The 14,721-nt window shown below is 36.0% G+C and carries 17 protein-coding genes; 12 read left to right on the top strand and 5 right to left on the bottom strand.

Going from position 1 to position 14,721, the window contains the following annotated elements; all coding sequences use genetic code 11:
* Nucleotides 1-5 precede the first annotated feature (5 nt).
* From ACMAZI_RS01710 to xseB, 3 genes are read right to left on the bottom strand one after another with little or no spacing between them, the layout of a single operon-like run.
* Nucleotides 6-2,753, bottom strand: a complete 2,748-nt coding sequence (locus ACMAZI_RS01710) for a penicillin-binding protein 1A (protein ID WP_412473900.1) — start codon at nt 2,751-2,753, stop codon at nt 6-8.
* Nucleotides 2,750-3,529, bottom strand: a complete 780-nt coding sequence (locus ACMAZI_RS01705) for a hypothetical protein (RefSeq protein ID WP_334677869.1) — start codon at nt 3,527-3,529, stop codon at nt 2,750-2,752. Before ACMAZI_RS01705 ends, ACMAZI_RS01710 begins: the two co-directional genes overlap by 4 nt.
* A complete protein-coding gene (xseB, locus tag ACMAZI_RS01700; RefSeq protein WP_162929716.1) occupies nt 3,522-3,731 on the bottom strand; it encodes an exodeoxyribonuclease VII small subunit in 210 nt (69 codons plus the stop codon). The genes ACMAZI_RS01705 and xseB overlap by 8 nt, the downstream gene beginning before the upstream one ends.
* Nucleotides 3,732-3,913: 182 nt before the next feature.
* Between xseB and flgF the strand changes: the two genes are divergently transcribed.
* The 12 genes from flgF to fliW all read left to right on the top strand — a co-directional run bounded on the left by flgF (nt 3,914) and on the right by fliW (nt 13,101).
* Nucleotides 3,914-4,699: a flagellar basal-body rod protein FlgF gene (gene flgF, locus ACMAZI_RS01695; protein WP_114705907.1), complete on the top strand. Its 786-nt coding sequence runs from the start codon at nt 3,914-3,916 to the stop codon at nt 4,697-4,699.
* 6 nt (nt 4,700-4,705) lie between these two features.
* On the top strand, nt 4,706-5,551 hold the full coding sequence (gene flgG, locus ACMAZI_RS01690; protein WP_233500235.1) for a flagellar basal-body rod protein FlgG: 846 nt from the start codon (nt 4,706-4,708) through the stop codon (nt 5,549-5,551).
* Between the two features lie 18 nt (nt 5,552-5,569).
* Nucleotides 5,570-6,421, top strand: coding sequence for a flagellar basal body P-ring formation chaperone FlgA (flgA, locus tag ACMAZI_RS01685; RefSeq protein ID WP_412473901.1), 852 nt, complete (start codon nt 5,570-5,572; stop codon nt 6,419-6,421).
* 62 nt (nt 6,422-6,483) lie between these two features.
* On the top strand, nt 6,484-7,173 hold the full coding sequence (locus ACMAZI_RS01680) for a flagellar basal body L-ring protein FlgH (RefSeq protein ID WP_412475104.1): 690 nt from the start codon (nt 6,484-6,486) through the stop codon (nt 7,171-7,173).
* A gap of 3 nt (nt 7,174-7,176) precedes the next feature.
* Complete coding sequence (locus ACMAZI_RS01675; protein WP_412473903.1) at nt 7,177-8,181, top strand: flagellar basal body P-ring protein FlgI; 1,005 nt, start codon at nt 7,177-7,179, stop codon at nt 8,179-8,181.
* A gap of 130 nt (nt 8,182-8,311) precedes the next feature.
* Nucleotides 8,312-8,767 (top strand): hypothetical protein, encoded by a 456-nt coding sequence (locus ACMAZI_RS01670; protein ID WP_114705911.1) that lies wholly within the window; start codon nt 8,312-8,314, stop codon nt 8,765-8,767.
* Nucleotides 8,760-9,092: a flagellar biosynthesis anti-sigma factor FlgM gene (gene flgM, locus ACMAZI_RS01665; RefSeq protein ID WP_412473904.1), complete on the top strand. Its 333-nt coding sequence runs from the start codon at nt 8,760-8,762 to the stop codon at nt 9,090-9,092. Before ACMAZI_RS01670 ends, flgM begins: the two co-directional genes overlap by 8 nt.
* On the top strand, nt 9,092-9,595 hold the full coding sequence (gene flgN / locus ACMAZI_RS01660; RefSeq protein WP_114705913.1) for a flagellar export chaperone FlgN: 504 nt from the start codon (nt 9,092-9,094) through the stop codon (nt 9,593-9,595). Before flgM ends, flgN begins: the two co-directional genes overlap by 1 nt.
* Before the next feature lie 12 nt (nt 9,596-9,607).
* A complete protein-coding gene (gene flgK, locus ACMAZI_RS01655; RefSeq protein ID WP_114705914.1) occupies nt 9,608-11,074 on the top strand; it encodes a flagellar hook-associated protein FlgK in 1,467 nt (488 codons plus the stop codon).
* A 15-nt stretch (nt 11,075-11,089) separates the two neighbouring features.
* Entirely contained in the window at nt 11,090-12,124 is a 1,035-nt protein-coding gene (gene flgL / locus ACMAZI_RS01650; protein WP_114705915.1) for a flagellar hook-associated protein FlgL, read from the top strand.
* A 115-nt stretch (nt 12,125-12,239) separates the two neighbouring features.
* Nucleotides 12,240-12,473 (top strand): carbon storage regulator CsrA, encoded by a 234-nt coding sequence (csrA, locus tag ACMAZI_RS01645; RefSeq protein ID WP_114705916.1) that lies wholly within the window; start codon nt 12,240-12,242, stop codon nt 12,471-12,473.
* Nucleotides 12,474-12,552: 79 nt separating this feature from the next.
* Nucleotides 12,553-13,101, top strand: coding sequence for a flagellar assembly protein FliW (gene fliW, locus ACMAZI_RS01640; RefSeq protein ID WP_158536778.1), 549 nt, complete (start codon nt 12,553-12,555; stop codon nt 13,099-13,101).
* A gap of 81 nt (nt 13,102-13,182) precedes the next feature.
* Here fliW and ACMAZI_RS01635 read toward each other — a convergent pair whose 3' ends face one another.
* Nucleotides 13,183-13,914, bottom strand: coding sequence for a tetratricopeptide repeat protein (locus tag ACMAZI_RS01635; protein ID WP_412473905.1), 732 nt, complete (start codon nt 13,912-13,914; stop codon nt 13,183-13,185).
* A 12-nt stretch (nt 13,915-13,926) separates the two neighbouring features.
* On the bottom strand, nt 13,927-14,667 hold the full coding sequence (locus ACMAZI_RS01630; protein WP_412473906.1) for an outer membrane protein assembly factor BamD: 741 nt from the start codon (nt 14,665-14,667) through the stop codon (nt 13,927-13,929).
* Between the last annotated feature and the right edge of the window lie 54 nt (nt 14,668-14,721).

The following is a 14,721-nucleotide window of genomic DNA, read 5'->3' as shown; positions in this document are numbered from 1 at the left end:
TTTAATTAATTGTTAAAGAAATCGTCATCTTCTAGGATCGCTCCAGATTCCTGACTATTTTCCTCTTTTTTAAAGTAGTTATTCTTTGAATTTGAACCTGGCTCTGTTCCCTCAACAAAACTTTCCAAAAACTTAGGCCCTGATCCAGTTGCAAGCTCACCAGTTTTCTTATCAATAGAAACATTTACGATTCCAGGAGGCATTTGGAAATCACGCTCACCATAGATTTGAATTGAGCGCTTCATGTATTCATTCCAAATAGGAAGAGAAGCTTTTGTTCCCGTCTCTGGCCAACCCATAGATCGATTGTCATCCATCCCTGTCCAAACACCAGTTACAATATTTTGAGAGAAACCAAGAAACCATGCATCCACATAACTACTTGTGGTTCCAGTCTTACCACCTATGAATTGACTTGTACTAAGTGCTCGTCGTCCAGTTCCGTAATGCACGACACCCTTTAAGAGATTCGTCATAATGTAAGCCAGACGTGGGTCATAGACTTGTTCTTCATTTAAATTTAATAGATATGGATTAACAGCTTCTTTTTCAAATTCATTATGCTCTTTTCCATTTTCATTTTTTTCACGAACATTTTCTGGACGATTTTCATCCTTTGACTCTCTTGCTAACTTTTCAAGTTCAAGTTTTGATTGAGTCGCAAAATCATCTTGAAAGAAGTACTCCTTACCATTTCGATCTGTAATTGAAATAATCGACTTTGGTAGAACCTTCTTTCCACCATTTGGAAAGATTGAATATGCTCGAATCATTTCAAGTAGTGTTACTCCAAATGATCCTAAAGATATTGAAAGATCATTTGGCATATCAGCATGAAAATCAATACGATCTAAGAAGTTAAAGATTTTATCCATCCCTAAATCAAGGGCCAGCTTAATTGTTGGTATATTACGACTATGTTCAAGAGCTTCCCTTAAGGTCATAGGCCCTTTAAACTTACCATCATAATTTCTCGGCTTCCAATTTAACTCTTGATTAGCACCACCAAGGGCCTCCGGTGTGTCGAGAATGATTGTATTAGGAAGGTAACCATTTTCTAAAGCGGCTGCAAAGAGAAGAGGCTTAAATGCAGAACCTGGCTGACGCTTTGATTGTAAGGCACGATTAAACTCACTCTTGTCAAAGTCTACACCTCCGACCATTGAAACAACTTCACCAGTGAATGGATTTAAACTCATCAGTGCTGCTTGAACCTCAGGCTCCTGTTCTAGAGCACACATCAAATAATTTTGATCCTTTAGGTGCTTATAATCCTTCATGCGCCTAAAATCATCACGATAAGTTTTATAAATTGTATTCTCTAGCTTAGTACTAAAGTCAGTGATGCGAACTTGGATAACGTCACCCTTTTTAAGGATCGTATTTGGATTTTTAACATAACCCCAATATTTAACATTATCAGTAATCGCTCTTTCGTGTGCCCAACGATAATGATGATAAGGTATTACGCCAGTTATCCCACCGACAGAAATAATTATATTTCTCATACGGCTATCAAGACGAAGAACGACAGCTTTATAAAGCTTGTCTTTTTCTAAGTATTTAAGAAGTTGGTCTTCACTATTATAACCAGTGTAGAAACGCGAAGAATATAGTTTAGACATCTGTTCCTGTGTAAACTCTTTAAGAACCTCTAACTCATCTTCTTGCATTTGAATTTCATATTCTCTTTCATTATCTTCAGTCAGAGTAAAGTAATTAGACTTATCTTTATAAAGGTCCTTTCTAAACTTTTCGATATATTCATCTAGCTTTTCAAGATCGATATGACCAACAGGACCTTTATATCCTTGTCTCTTATCAATTTCTTTCGCCCCTTCTAAAATACTCTCTTCGGCAGTTTTTTGAAGTTCGTAATTAAGAGTCGTTTGAACAGTAAACCCATTAGTTAAGAAGTTTTCCTCGCCAACGATATCAATTGCTTGACGACGTACCCAATCAGTAAAATAGCCAGCTAAAAAAGGACTATTCTTACGTAGTTGATATTTAATCTTTTCTTGTAATGCTTCTTGATATTCTTCTTTTGTAATTTTCTTATTAGCAAACATTCTACCTAGAACATAGGCTTGTCTTGTTTTTGCATGTTGAGGATTTCGATAAGGAGAATACTTTCCAGGAGCAACTAAAAGTCCAGCAATAAGAGCGGACTCTGCGACTGTGGCCTCACTTAATTCCTTATTAAAGTAACCTTCAAAAGCAGATTTAATTCCATAATATCCTCCACCTAGATACACTTGATTAAGATATAAATAGAGAATCTCTTTCTTATTAAAACGTTTCTCAATTTTTTGTGCCAAAAGAAAGTCTTTTATCTTACGAGTTATTGATCTTTCTGAAGTTAGAAGAAGAGATTTTGCGACCTGCTGAGTAATCGTTGAACCACCTTGAACAACACGTCCAGCCTTGATATTGGCAACAAATGCACGAAGAACACCGACATAATCAACACCTTCGTGTTCGTAGAAGTTTGAGTCCTCTGCTGATAAAAAAGCATCAACAACTCTTGGCGGGATATCATCAAACTCAACTAACTCTCGGTTTTGTTTCCCTATATTATAAAGTATCACACCATCCTTAGATAATATCTTTGATTTAATTGGTGGATTATAATCTGCAAGGCTACTGATTTTTGGCAGTGTAAATGAAAAGTACACTAAGACAGAAAAGCAAGCGAGTCCTCCAATCAAAACTAGAAAGGACATTAAGACGACTAATCGTTTAAAATATTTCATAAATTCTCTTTTATTATTTCACACTTCTTAACTAAGCTGTAATTTTGCTTTGGCATATTGATTTGAACCATTTTACCATTTATATGATTTTTAGAAACCGATAACTTTTTATCATATGAGAAGAAAAAAACTTTATTTGCAATTAAAGGTGAACCCTTTGTTACATCGACTTTATAAGCACCGTTCATAATTAATTTATTCAATTTAATATTATTTCTTATATTGCTATCGATATCACCTTTAGTATCAAAGGAAATTGTTTTATCTTTCGGCTTTGCAAGATAGAGGGCCACCGTTGAGCGCTTAATCGCTTTCTTAGAAAGAGAAAGCTCTTCGAGCATATCATCAATATCCTCTTTATCTTTAAGTCTGAAGAATTTCCACTTAACAAGTTCAGGCTTCTTAGTCTGGGAAAAGAGAGCGGCCACAACAGCAGACTTCCCTAGGCCAGCTACAAAATTAATTTTCACATCACTCTTTAGTAAACAAGAAACGTAGTCCATCACATCGGTATTATAAGATGAATTTGGACCGATAATAATTCCAGCAGTCTGAATTCTTTCAACCTCTTCAACAACGCTTTCACTTGCAACTTGTCCTGGGCCATATTCCGTATAAGATGACTTCTCATCTACATCTGGAACAACCTGCTGATCATCGGTATCAACGGAGATGGTAACAACTCTATCCTCACTAGTTGCGCGCTCCTTTGTTTGGCATGTATTACTTAATAAAAGTAAGACGAGAAATGTTAAGATGAAATTTATCTTATTCAATCTCTTTTTCTTCCAGCTTATCTGTGAGTTCTAGAACTTTTTTCTCAACTTTTTCAAGGTAGCCTTTACTATCAGTATATAGTTTCACTCCCTCTTCAAAGTTCTTTAAGCTATCGTCTAAAGTTAACTCACCAGACTCAAGCCCATGAACTAGTTCTTCTAATCTTTGTAGGTTTTTTTCAATATCAATCTTCTTGGCCATATTTCACCGTGTCATTTTTTCAACATTAATAGATCTTCAATGACATAATATTCCCATACTTTACGTATTCTTTAAATAAAAATGCGTAATAATGGACACTTACATCATGGGTCAATTTTACCTATGTAGGTAATTTGGCACCTCGGTTGATATAGTAGAAGAAGAATTTGCCAGGAGGGCAGATGAAAGAATTATGGGTACCGCTATCCGGTGCAATCGCACAACAACAGAAAGTTGATACAATTGCCAATAATGTTGCAAATGCCAACACACCAGGCTTTAAAAAAGATCAACTCGCATTCAAAGAGTATCTAACGGCCCTCGATAAAGGGACGCAGGATATCGACTTGCCTAATAAAGAATGGGCGCCAGAAGACTTCTACCGTAGTTATGGAGCAGAACATGCAATGGTAAAAGTAGATGGCTCATATACAAACTTTAAGCAAGGGACGCTCTCTCCTACAAGTAATCCACTCGATATTGGACTACGAGGAAAGGGATTTCTAACCATCGATACTCCAAAAGGTATTCGCTATACACGAAGAGGCACTCTTTCATTACGACAAGATGGAATCCTAACGACACAAGAAGGATATCCTGTCATTGGCCGTGATGATAATGAGCCAATTGCAATCCCACCAGGGACAAAGAATATTACCATCGCATTAGATGGAGCAGTTTATGCCAATAATAATCAAGTTGGCGCACTTAATATTGCTGAATTCAATGATATTCATGCCCTAAGGAAAGAAGGGAACTCATTATTTGTGAATAATAATGAGGGCAATCTAAAAGAACAAACAAACACATCAATCCATCAAGGCTTTGTGGAACAATCAAATGTTAATGCTGTATCTGAAATGTCAGACCTTATTAAGGCGCACAGACATTTCGATTCAATTCAAAAAGCAATTAAAACTTATGATTCAATTAGCTCTAAAGCAGTTAATGAGATGATTAAATTCTGAGGTAATATGAAGAACTTTATACTATTTATTACATTTCTATTCATGGCCCGTTACTCTTTTGGAATGATGAAGGCACTCGATATTTCAGCAACAGGTATGGCCACACAAGAGATGCACGTTAATACGATATCTAACAACGTGGCAAACCTAAATACAATTGGCTATAAGAAACAAAGAGCTGAATCTCAAGAGCTTATGTATGAAACAATCAAGGAAGCTGGATCGAGATCAGATGCTAATTCTAACTACACTATTGGTGTACAAGTTGGTTCTGGCTCTAAGATCAGTGGAGTAAGAAAAGTATTTTCTGCTGGTGCTCCTAAAGTAACAAATAACCCATTTGATCTTATGATCAATGGAGATGGCTTTTTCGGCATTATTAAACCAAATGGAGAACTTCGTTTTACTAGAGATGGTGCTTTTAATGTAAATGCTCAAGGACAACTAGTCACAAAAGAAGGCTATCAAGTATTTCCTGGAATAACATTTCCTCCAGGTGTTGCAAGCGTCAGCATTGGAAATGACGGAACATGTGAAGCCTACTTTACAGGACAAGTTGAACCACAAAACGTAGGACAAATTCCAGTTTTTACATTCGTAAATAATCCGGGACTACACTCTGACGGAAATAACCTTTATCGCCAAACAACGGCCAGTGGACAACCGATCCAAGGAATTGCAGGCGTAAACAATACAGGATCACTACAACAAGGTGCCCTAGAGATGGCAAATGTTAGTCTTATGAATGAGATGACTGATCTAATCAAGGCACAAAGAGCATATGAAATGAACTCTAAAGTAATGGGTGTTGCTGACCAAATGCTACAAACAGTTAATAACATCACAAGGTAATAAGGTTAATACGAAAAGATGATTAAAAAATTAATTATTCCATTCTTATTCACTTCATTAACAAGCTCGATGACAAGTGCTTGTAAAGTATCATTTGCTGATAAAGTATATCGTGTGAACAACGCAAGAGTGACATTCACTCAACAAGGTTGTAACCGCAGTCAGATTGAAATCTTAAATGAAATCCTTCAAGAAGTGACTGGAAACTTAAACCTTCATCATAGTCGTGAGCTAGCGCAAAATCAGATTCAATTAATGACTAAAGAAACGGTTTTTGTAAGTCTTGAAGACAGTATAAAAAATCAATTTTCGATACCTCATAACTGGAAAGTAGAATTCCACTCAAGAAAACCTCTCGAATCTATTTCTGTAGATCGACTAACTTCATTAGAGTTTGCATGTAATCAATGTAAAAAGCTCGGAAGAAATAAAGTAAAAATCACATATGACAACAAAATAAAATGGTTAGATATAGAAGTAAAAAAACCTGTAAAAGCTGTTGTTGCAACTAATGAGATAAACTTAAGTTACAAGTCTATTGATAAAAAAAATGTGAAGAAGAAAACAATTTATACAACAGATGAAAAAGCTGTTTTTAAGAATATCGAAGAGATTCCATTTTATAAATCAAACAAAGTGATCTCTCCAGGTGAAGTAATTAAAAAGAGAGACCTCACTCCAATAAACTTAGTATCTTTTGGTGTGCCAGTTAAAGTCACACTTATAAATAACGGAATTAAATTATCAGGGACAGGTACGCCATTATCTGTTGGTAAGCTAGAAGACTTTATTAAAGTTAAAAATGTGAAAACCAACAAAGTATATACAGCAAAGGTCGTCGGTCTCAACGAAGTAAAGGTTGAATTATGAGATTGTATTTATTATTAGTTTTTTCATTGATGACTACTTCATGTGCTAACTACATCAGTAAAATGTATACAGAACTTGATGGGCCACAAAGAAGACAAGTTGAGCAACAACGTCGTGCAAATGCAGATAGTAAATTTGACCAATATCGCCGATCGAGAAGAAGTGCAGATGCACCACAAGACAGAAGAAGTCTTACTTCAACGACTCGAGCAAATGTACAACCCCAGGTTAAAAGACAATATTCTAAAACAGTAAGTCCTCGAGTTACTGCAAGTAATTTTTATGACAATAGAAATGATGGAAGCCTTTGGGCCGGTGACGGTAACGAGAATTACCTTTTCACAAAAAATAAATGGAAAAGAAATGGAGACATTATTTTAGTTAATGTTCAAACACGTTTAAAAAATGAAATTACAATGGAATTAAAACGTGCTTTTCCACCAATTCCTAAACTTGGCGCAACATCGAATAAAGAAGGTGAACAACAGCCTGGACAACAAGCTGCCGCTGAAGGTGCTGGCGATGATGAAGACAAAAGCGCAGACAGCAAGATTCACGATAAGATCTCTGGGGTTATTGTAGAAGAAATCAGTCGTGATCACCTATTAGTACGTGGTCAGAAAAATGTATTATTTAAAAATCGTAAACACTTAATTGAGCTACAGGCACTCATCTCTCGTAAAGATATTAATGAAGATGACACTGTAAATTCGACAAAGTTCTTAGAAAGCTCTGTTACAGTATTGAGGTAATAAATGTTTAAAAAGCTAATTTTTGGATTAATTCTTCTTTCATTTGGAACGCATGTCGATGCAAAGATGAGTCGATTAAAGGACCTTGTCGATGTTAAGGGTGTTCGTAAAAACCCTATCGTAGGGTACGGACTTGTCGTCGGTCTTAATGGAACTGGAGATGGTGGTGGAGAAATTACGAATACATCACTAAAGCGTATGTTTCAAAAGCTTGGACTGAATCCACAAAATGAAATCAGCTCAAAAAATGTCGCAGCAGTTATTGTAACAGCGCAATTGCCATCATTTAGCCGTGTCGGTCAAAAAATAGATGTAACGATCTCTTCAATTGGAGATGCTTCATCACTAGCTGGGGGGACTCTTTTAATCACTCCACTAAAAGGTGGTGATGGAAATGTTTACGCTGTAGCAAATGGTCCGATCTCTATCGGTGGCCTTGACAAGGGAAAGAAGTTTGCAACAACTGGCCTAATTCCACACGGTGCCACAGTAGAGCGTGAACTGAAGTTAAATTTCGACAAAAAGAAGTCATTACGTCTTGCTCTAAAAAACCCAGACTTTACGACAGCAGCTCGAATTGAAAAAACAATCAACCAAGAACTTGGTGGAAAATATGCAATAGCAAAAGACTCAAATACTGTAGATATCATCATCCCTATTCAGTATCAGAGAAAAATAGTTCAGCTTCTAGCAATCATTGAGAATTTTCGAGTTCACACTGATCGCATTGCAAAAATTATCATCAATGAACGCACTGGTACTATTGTTGCCGGCGGAGATATCGCTGTAAAACCTGTAGCGATCTCACACGGTGGGCTAAATATCCAAGTAAATAACCAGGATAAAGAAGGCACGCCTGAAAATATAAAATTTGTGGATAAGTCCACAACGCTTAATGAATTAGTGAAGAGCTTAAATGCTCTTGGTGCAACACCGGAAGACCTTATTTCGATATTTCAAGCACTTAAGCGAAATGGTGCTCTAATTGGAGAAATTGAGTTAATTTAAGTTTGCATGTCAAATAGCATTTTTTACCATTTTTTAAGGCCCTGTATAAAAAACCTTAAAAAAATGTTAAAATAATTAATGTTAATGGGCTTTTCGAGGATTGAATGGCCAGAAACTCAGGATGAGTTATATGAATGAAGTAAAAATTCATCGACCTCAAATTCAAAATAGAAATGCAATGAATAATGCATCTAATTCTATTCGTCCTGAAGAATCTGAAAAGTACATTCCCGAAGAGATCAAAAGTGCAGCACAAGGGCTAGAAGCACAGTTTAACGAGTTAATGGTTAAAGAAATGACAAAGAACCTAAACGCAGGCGTTCAAGGTACAGCAGGAAATTTCTACAAAGGACTATTAACAAGCGAAAGGGCCAAGGCACTTGTGAATGAGGATAGCCAAATACAGAAATTAATTTTGAATGAGATTTATCCTAAACACATGAGGAACTCTCAAAATTATCAAAACTATTTGGACAATAAGAATAAGTACGCACAACACAATATTAAAATGGATGAAGGGCCAACTCAACCCTCACAGGAAGTCGCAATAAAGCGCAAAAACCAAATTGGAGTAAAGTATGAGTAGTGTACAGAATACGAGATCTAGTTTCTTCCCAAACTCAAGAACTCAAAATGAGCGAGCTCAGGATGTTCAGAAACAATCTCCAATTAAAAGGAATTCAACAGCTCAAAAGGCATATATCGACAACCAAACAAGTCGTGATGCTAAGGTAACGATTCCAGAAGCTGTAAAGGACTTTGCACAAATTAAAAAAGCCGTCGATGCGGCACCAGAAATGGATAATAGCGCCAAGATCGCTGCCCTTAAGGCACAGATCCAAAGTGGAACTTATAAAATGGACTATGAAAAAATGGCCGACAAAATACTCGGTGAGGAATTTGGAGTCTAATGAAAACACAACTTGCAAAATATTATTTTCAAATTACAGATATTTGGAAGTCGCAATGTGAGCTTCACTATAAGCTTTTCGACCTTACATGTGATGAGTATGCATTGTTACTTGAAAGCGACCTAGAAAAGTTGGAAGAGAAAGTTGCTCAAAAAGCATTAATCGTTTCTGAAATAGAAAAGAACGAGTACTTACGCAATGATATTCTTGCAACGATAAAAAAAGATTACAAAGAGCTTGAAGTAAACTCTATCAATGACCTACTCGACTTCTTTGCAAAGTTTGAAGCGGAAAAAGAAGGAAAGCATCTCTATCGTTTTAATGCTCTACTCGTTGATATTATTGAAAAGATTCAGGCGCAAAATAAGAAGAATCAATTATTTATTAATAAAGCACTCAGCTCTCTTCGCGAGATCAGGGAAAGTGCCATGGGTACAAAAACTGTATCTACATATAATGCAAAAGGAATGACTCAGGAGAGATCTCTTGGGCGCAATCCATAGCACGGAGAAAATTTGTCATCACGCCTTTTAAACATTGGGAATACGGGACTATCAGCTTCAAAGAAAGCTCTTGAAGTTACGTCTCACAATATTTCAAATGCGAATACTGAAGGGTATTCACGTCAACGCGTGCATCAACAAGCAAATACTCCACTAATTAAGGATGGACTTGTAACAGGTAGTGGTACTCGCATTAGAGATATTAATCGTGTCCATGATAAATTTGTTGAAAAGAAATTAAGAGACGCAAATACTGACAAGTCTTATTACGATAATAGATCCCAACAAATGGGTCGTATCGAAGACATCTTCAATGAAATCGATAATCAAGGTCTGAATCAGATCTTAAACAACTTCTTCAACTCCTTTAGAGATCTTGCAAATCAACCAGAAAATGAAACGGTACGATCTGTTGTTCGCGATAAGGCACAACTTATTGTTAAAGACTTTCGTCGAATTGCTGAAACTCTCGACGAAATCTCGAGAAGTATCGATGACAAAATTTCTTTAAATATCAAAGATGCTAATCAGCATATTGAAACAATTGGTCAGCTAAATCGTAAGATTCGTGAACTAGAAGCAAATGGTGACGAAACCGGAGATATGCGAGATCAACGAGATCTTGCAATTAAAGAATTATCTAAAATTGTTAAGATCCATACTTATGAAGATGAACGTGGAAATTATAACGTTCAAGCACCAGGAGTTGGGACACTTGTAACAGCGGCCCAAACTCAAACACTTGGAACATACGTCTTTGGAAAAGAAGACTCAACAAGTGGTCAAGATGGTTCTGTTGAAGTTTTTTGGGCCTCAAGATCTGGTCAACAAATTACTGAAAAATTTAAAGGTGGATCACTTGGTGCAGTCATCAAGGTAAGAAACCACGATATTAAAGCACTAAGAGAAAAACTCGATCAAACAGCTTTTGAATTTATGAATTATGTTAATGCAATTCACAGAAGAGGTTTTGTTAATCGAGAGATTCAAACCGATGCCCAAGGAAATCCGGTTACAGTTGATTCTAAAGGACCGACAACTGGATTAAATTTCTTTAAGGAGCCAACTCAGATTGAAGGTGCGGCGCTTAGACTTGATTTAAGTGATGCCATTAAGTCTGACGTTTCAAATATTGCAACGGCCCTTTCTCCAAATAGTCCCGGGGATAACCGTGTCGCAATTGCTATCTCTAAGCTTCAACACGAAAGACTTATGGGAGATGGTACAGCAACGATTGAAGAGGACTACCTAAAAACTGTCGGAAATGTCGGTTTAGAAACAGGAAAAGCAAAGCTAGACGCTGAACAATCGGAAGGTTTACTTGCACAGGCAAACTCTATTCGAGAAAGAATCAGTGGTGTTTCAATTGATGAAGAAGCGGCAAATATGATCAAGTATCAGCACGCTTACGAAGCAGCAGCTAAAGTAATGCAAACTGCAAATGAAATGTTTGATACTGTTTTATCAATAAAGCAGTAATTAGGAATATAAGTAATGACAAGAGTGTCTGAAAATTCAACGACTTTATCAATTAGGCATACGCTTAATAAGCATAAGTCTAAGATGGAAGACCTTCAAATGAAGGGGACAACTCTTAAAAGCATGCGTAAGCCATCAGACAATCCAGCTGCAAATATTGAAGCATTACAAATATCAAGTGTTACAAATGATAATGCTCAATTTAAAAGAAATGCAGACTTTGCAATACTCCAATTAAATATTACAGAAAAAGCATTAGAGAACTTAACTGATGTTGTTAATAAGGCAAAAGAAATTGCAATCGCTCAATCATCAGATATTTATAATGCCGATGTAAGACGAAATGTTGCAAACGAAGTACACCAATTACGTAATCTTGCATTATCCATCGCCAATAAGCGAGTTGGTCAACGTTATATCTTTTCAGGATATAAGACACTGCAAGCTCCATTTGATGAAAATGGTAAATATCTTGGTGATACAGGTCACACAACGTTAGAAGTTGGAAAAGACTTCTTTGTTCAGGTTAATCTTCATGGGAAAGAAGTTTTTATGGCCGAGTCTGAGTCAGACTCTAAAGTAAAACATCCTCTTGAGAAGTTTCCTGAAATGGCCGCAGGAAAAGATAGAAATAAGAATAGAGAAATTGAATCAGTTGAAGCAAATAATCGTGACATCGCATCAGTTGGTGAAGATGCTGGTAAATATACTGAGACGGCCAATATATTTGGACTACTCGACTCCCTTGCCATTTCATTAGAAAATAATGATCCAAAGCAAATTCAAAACTTACTTGAAAAATTTGATACGGCCATTACACGTCTTGTAACTTTAAGAACAAGAGTTGGTTCTGTTTCAAGTTCAGTTATGAGTAATGTGAACACAATTGAAGCAAACGATATTAGCAATATGGAAAGAAAGAGTAAGCTCGTCGATGCAGATGTAACTGAATTATTCTCAGACATCACGCGTCAACAAGAGATCTTAAAAACAGCATATAAAACATCCGAGGGGCTCTTAAATAGAAACCTCTTAGACTTTCTGCGATAACACGCTGCTGCTACTTTTTTTTTATTTAGTTGATTTTTTACTTGATTTTTAAAGTTTTGAATAATATATGAACTCTACCTGATGAATCAGGAAGGTTCAAAATTGAGGATGTGAAATGCTGGTTTTAACAAGGAAGCTAGGGGAAAGTATTGCTATAGACGATCATATTAAGATCGTTGTCGTACAAATTAAAGGTAAACAAGTTCGTCTTGGAATCAAGGCCCCGAAGGAAACAAAAATTCACCGAGAAGAGGTCTACAAGGCCATTCAAGAGCAAAATTATGAAGCTTCTCAGGCTGGACCAGATAGTCTTAACGATCTCGCAGACGCCCTGCGCAACAAGAAATAAATTCCGCTTGCTCTTTTGCCCCTACGACTGTTAAAATCTGTTATCAAGTTCTGAAACTTGAATTCGGAGGAACGACACAGTGAAAGTAAGCACAACACGATTTGGGGAATTAGAAGTTAATAAAAAAGATATCATCAAATTTGATGAAGGTATTCTTGGGTTTGAAAACCTTAAAGAATTCTTTGTTGTTGATCCAGGTGATCAAACACTTATTCTTTGGCTACAATCAGTAGATGATGGAGCAACAGCTTTCCCAATCATTGAACCAAAAATCTTTAAAGAAGACTATTCTATCAGCCTATTACCAGCTGAATTAAATAGCCTTAAGCTAGAGAACCTAACAAACGCAAGCGTTTATACAATCCTAACAATTCCTTCGGATGTAACGCTTATGTCGGCTAACTTAAAGGCACCAATCATTATTAATAACGACACTCACAAAGCACGTCAGATTGTACTTCAAGATAATAAACTAGAAGTAAAATTTGAAATGTATGCGGCCCTGAAGAAGTCGATTGTTAATTTTCATTCTGATGATTCTGTTCGTACAAATGTTAATGTTTCAAATGAGCCAACTGTTGTTGAGCAAAGTGAAACAACAAATACAGAACGTACAGCAGAAGCTTAATTTAAATTTTCCAAATTTATATATATAAAAAAAGCACCATGAACATGGTGCTTTTTTATTTTAAAATTTCTTTTTTATTTCTTATAAAGTAGTTTCTGTCGCATTCTTAGCAAAGTTTAAATACATTTGTGCTTCATTATTAAGAGGATCAACAGAGACAACTTTTTCCCATTCAGAAGTAGCATTTAAAACATCACCCTTACCATAGTGTAGAACACCAAGAGCAATACGACCTGGAAGATAATCAGGTCTTTCATTCTTAAGTTTTGAAAGTTCTTCAAATGACTTATTAACAAAGCCTTTCTTAGCATAGACTTTTGCAATCTTTACTCTGGCCTCTAAATTATCTGGATCAAGCTTTAATACTTTTCCATATTCAAATAGAGCTTCATCAAAACGATTATATGTTAGATATAAATCAGCTAACTCATAGTGCTTAATCGCAAACTTACGATCAATATGATTATCATTAAGCTCAGAGCTCTTAGAGTTAACCTTAACCTTTTGTGAAGCAACCTGAAAGATCTTACTTGCTTCTTCATATTGTCCAATATCATTATAGAGAACCGATAAGCTAACAGCTGCATCTGTGTGATCTGGCCTTACTTCTAAAACTTTTTTGAAAGCTTTAATGGCCTTAGAGATCTCACCCGTTAAATGAAAAATATTAGCAATTGAAAAAAGAGCATCAGCATCTTTTGGATCAATATCTAAGAGTTCATTATAAATTGATATCGCTTTATTAAATTCACGATTATCAAAAGCAACCTTGGCCTTCTTAGATAATTTCTCTTGTTCAAATGACTTCATCATAATTGGCGTCCCCTATCTTAAGCACTCTTTTACGTCACTTTTTAAGTTAGAAAGATCACCATCTTTATATAAATAGCGATAATTTTTAAAAACTAACTCACAAAGCTCTGGCCTTGCACTTTTTAAACCAATTGTTACCAAACGATCACTGGCAAGTTTTTTAACTTTATCATCATTGAATCGATTCAATAAATTCTTATAGCGAAAAGCCGCTGATTGAAAGTCTTCCGTTTTATAATAGAAGTTGGCAATGTAGAGCTCTTTATTTTTTAGCATCTTATAACATTCATCAATTTTATCCTTAGCATCTTTCAGATACTTTGAATTTGGATATAAACTTCTTAGCTCATTAAAATATTTAATGGCCTGTTTAGCGGCAGTAAGATCGCGATCAAATGTTGATGGCTTCTGTTTATAGTAGGCTTCTGCAATCTTAAAAGTTACATAATCCATTCTTGGATGTTTTGGATGAAAGTCCTTAAACAAAAGATATGCAGCAGCAGATTCCTCATAGTTTTCCTGTAAATATAGGATGTCTGCCTGCATTAACTCAGCAGAGGTTGCATAGTAACTATATGGATATTGAGATTTAATTGTATTTAATTTTTCAAGCGCCATAATATAACGCTCTGATTCTTTAAGCCTTGAAGCCTCTTTAAATAAAACCTCTGCCTCAGTACTACCTTTTGGTCGATTTACTGCGCAGGAAGTCAAAACAAGAATAGAAAATAATAATGTAAGATACTTAAGCACTTGGCCCCCTATATATAGGGAAATTCTAGCACTTAACAATAATACCCGTCAAAG

Origin of the sequence: Halobacteriovorax sp. YZS-3-1 (genome assembly GCF_047084945.1) — a bacterium.
Classification (GTDB): Bacteria; Bdellovibrionota; Bacteriovoracia; order Bacteriovoracales; family Bacteriovoracaceae; genus Halobacteriovorax_A; species Halobacteriovorax_A vibrionivorans.
The sequence above is the reverse complement of the archived record's forward strand: the minus strand, read 5'-3'. Positions and strand labels throughout refer to the sequence as shown.

Bases quoted from the DNA above. Each gene is read 5' to 3' on its own strand.
- flgM (WP_412473904.1), top strand. From the start codon at position 8,760: ATGAGTAGTGTACAGAATACGAGATCTAGTTTCTTCCCAAACTCAAGA.
- csrA (WP_114705916.1), top strand. From the start codon at position 12,240: ATGCTGGTTTTAACAAGGAAGCTAGGGGAAAGTATTGCTATAGACGAT.
- ACMAZI_RS01680 (WP_412475104.1), top strand. From the start codon at position 6,484: ATGTATACAGAACTTGATGGGCCACAAAGAAGACAAGTTGAGCAACAA.
- ACMAZI_RS01710 (WP_412473900.1), bottom strand. From the start codon at position 2,753: ATGAAATATTTTAAACGATTAGTCGTCTTAATGTCCTTTCTAGTTTTG.
- flgF (WP_114705907.1), top strand. From the start codon at position 3,914: ATGAAAGAATTATGGGTACCGCTATCCGGTGCAATCGCACAACAACAG.
- flgL (WP_114705915.1), top strand. From the start codon at position 11,090: ATGACAAGAGTGTCTGAAAATTCAACGACTTTATCAATTAGGCATACG.
- flgN (WP_114705913.1), top strand. From the start codon at position 9,092: ATGAAAACACAACTTGCAAAATATTATTTTCAAATTACAGATATTTGG.
- xseB (WP_162929716.1), bottom strand. From the start codon at position 3,731: ATGGCCAAGAAGATTGATATTGAAAAAAACCTACAAAGATTAGAAGAA.
- ACMAZI_RS01675 (WP_412473903.1), top strand. From the start codon at position 7,177: ATGTTTAAAAAGCTAATTTTTGGATTAATTCTTCTTTCATTTGGAACG.
- ACMAZI_RS01635 (WP_412473905.1), bottom strand. From the start codon at position 13,914: ATGATGAAGTCATTTGAACAAGAGAAATTATCTAAGAAGGCCAAGGTT.
- ACMAZI_RS01670 (WP_114705911.1), top strand. From the start codon at position 8,312: ATGAATGAAGTAAAAATTCATCGACCTCAAATTCAAAATAGAAATGCA.
- flgG (WP_233500235.1), top strand. From the start codon at position 4,706: ATGAAGAACTTTATACTATTTATTACATTTCTATTCATGGCCCGTTAC.
- flgA (WP_412473901.1), top strand. From the start codon at position 5,570: ATGATTAAAAAATTAATTATTCCATTCTTATTCACTTCATTAACAAGC.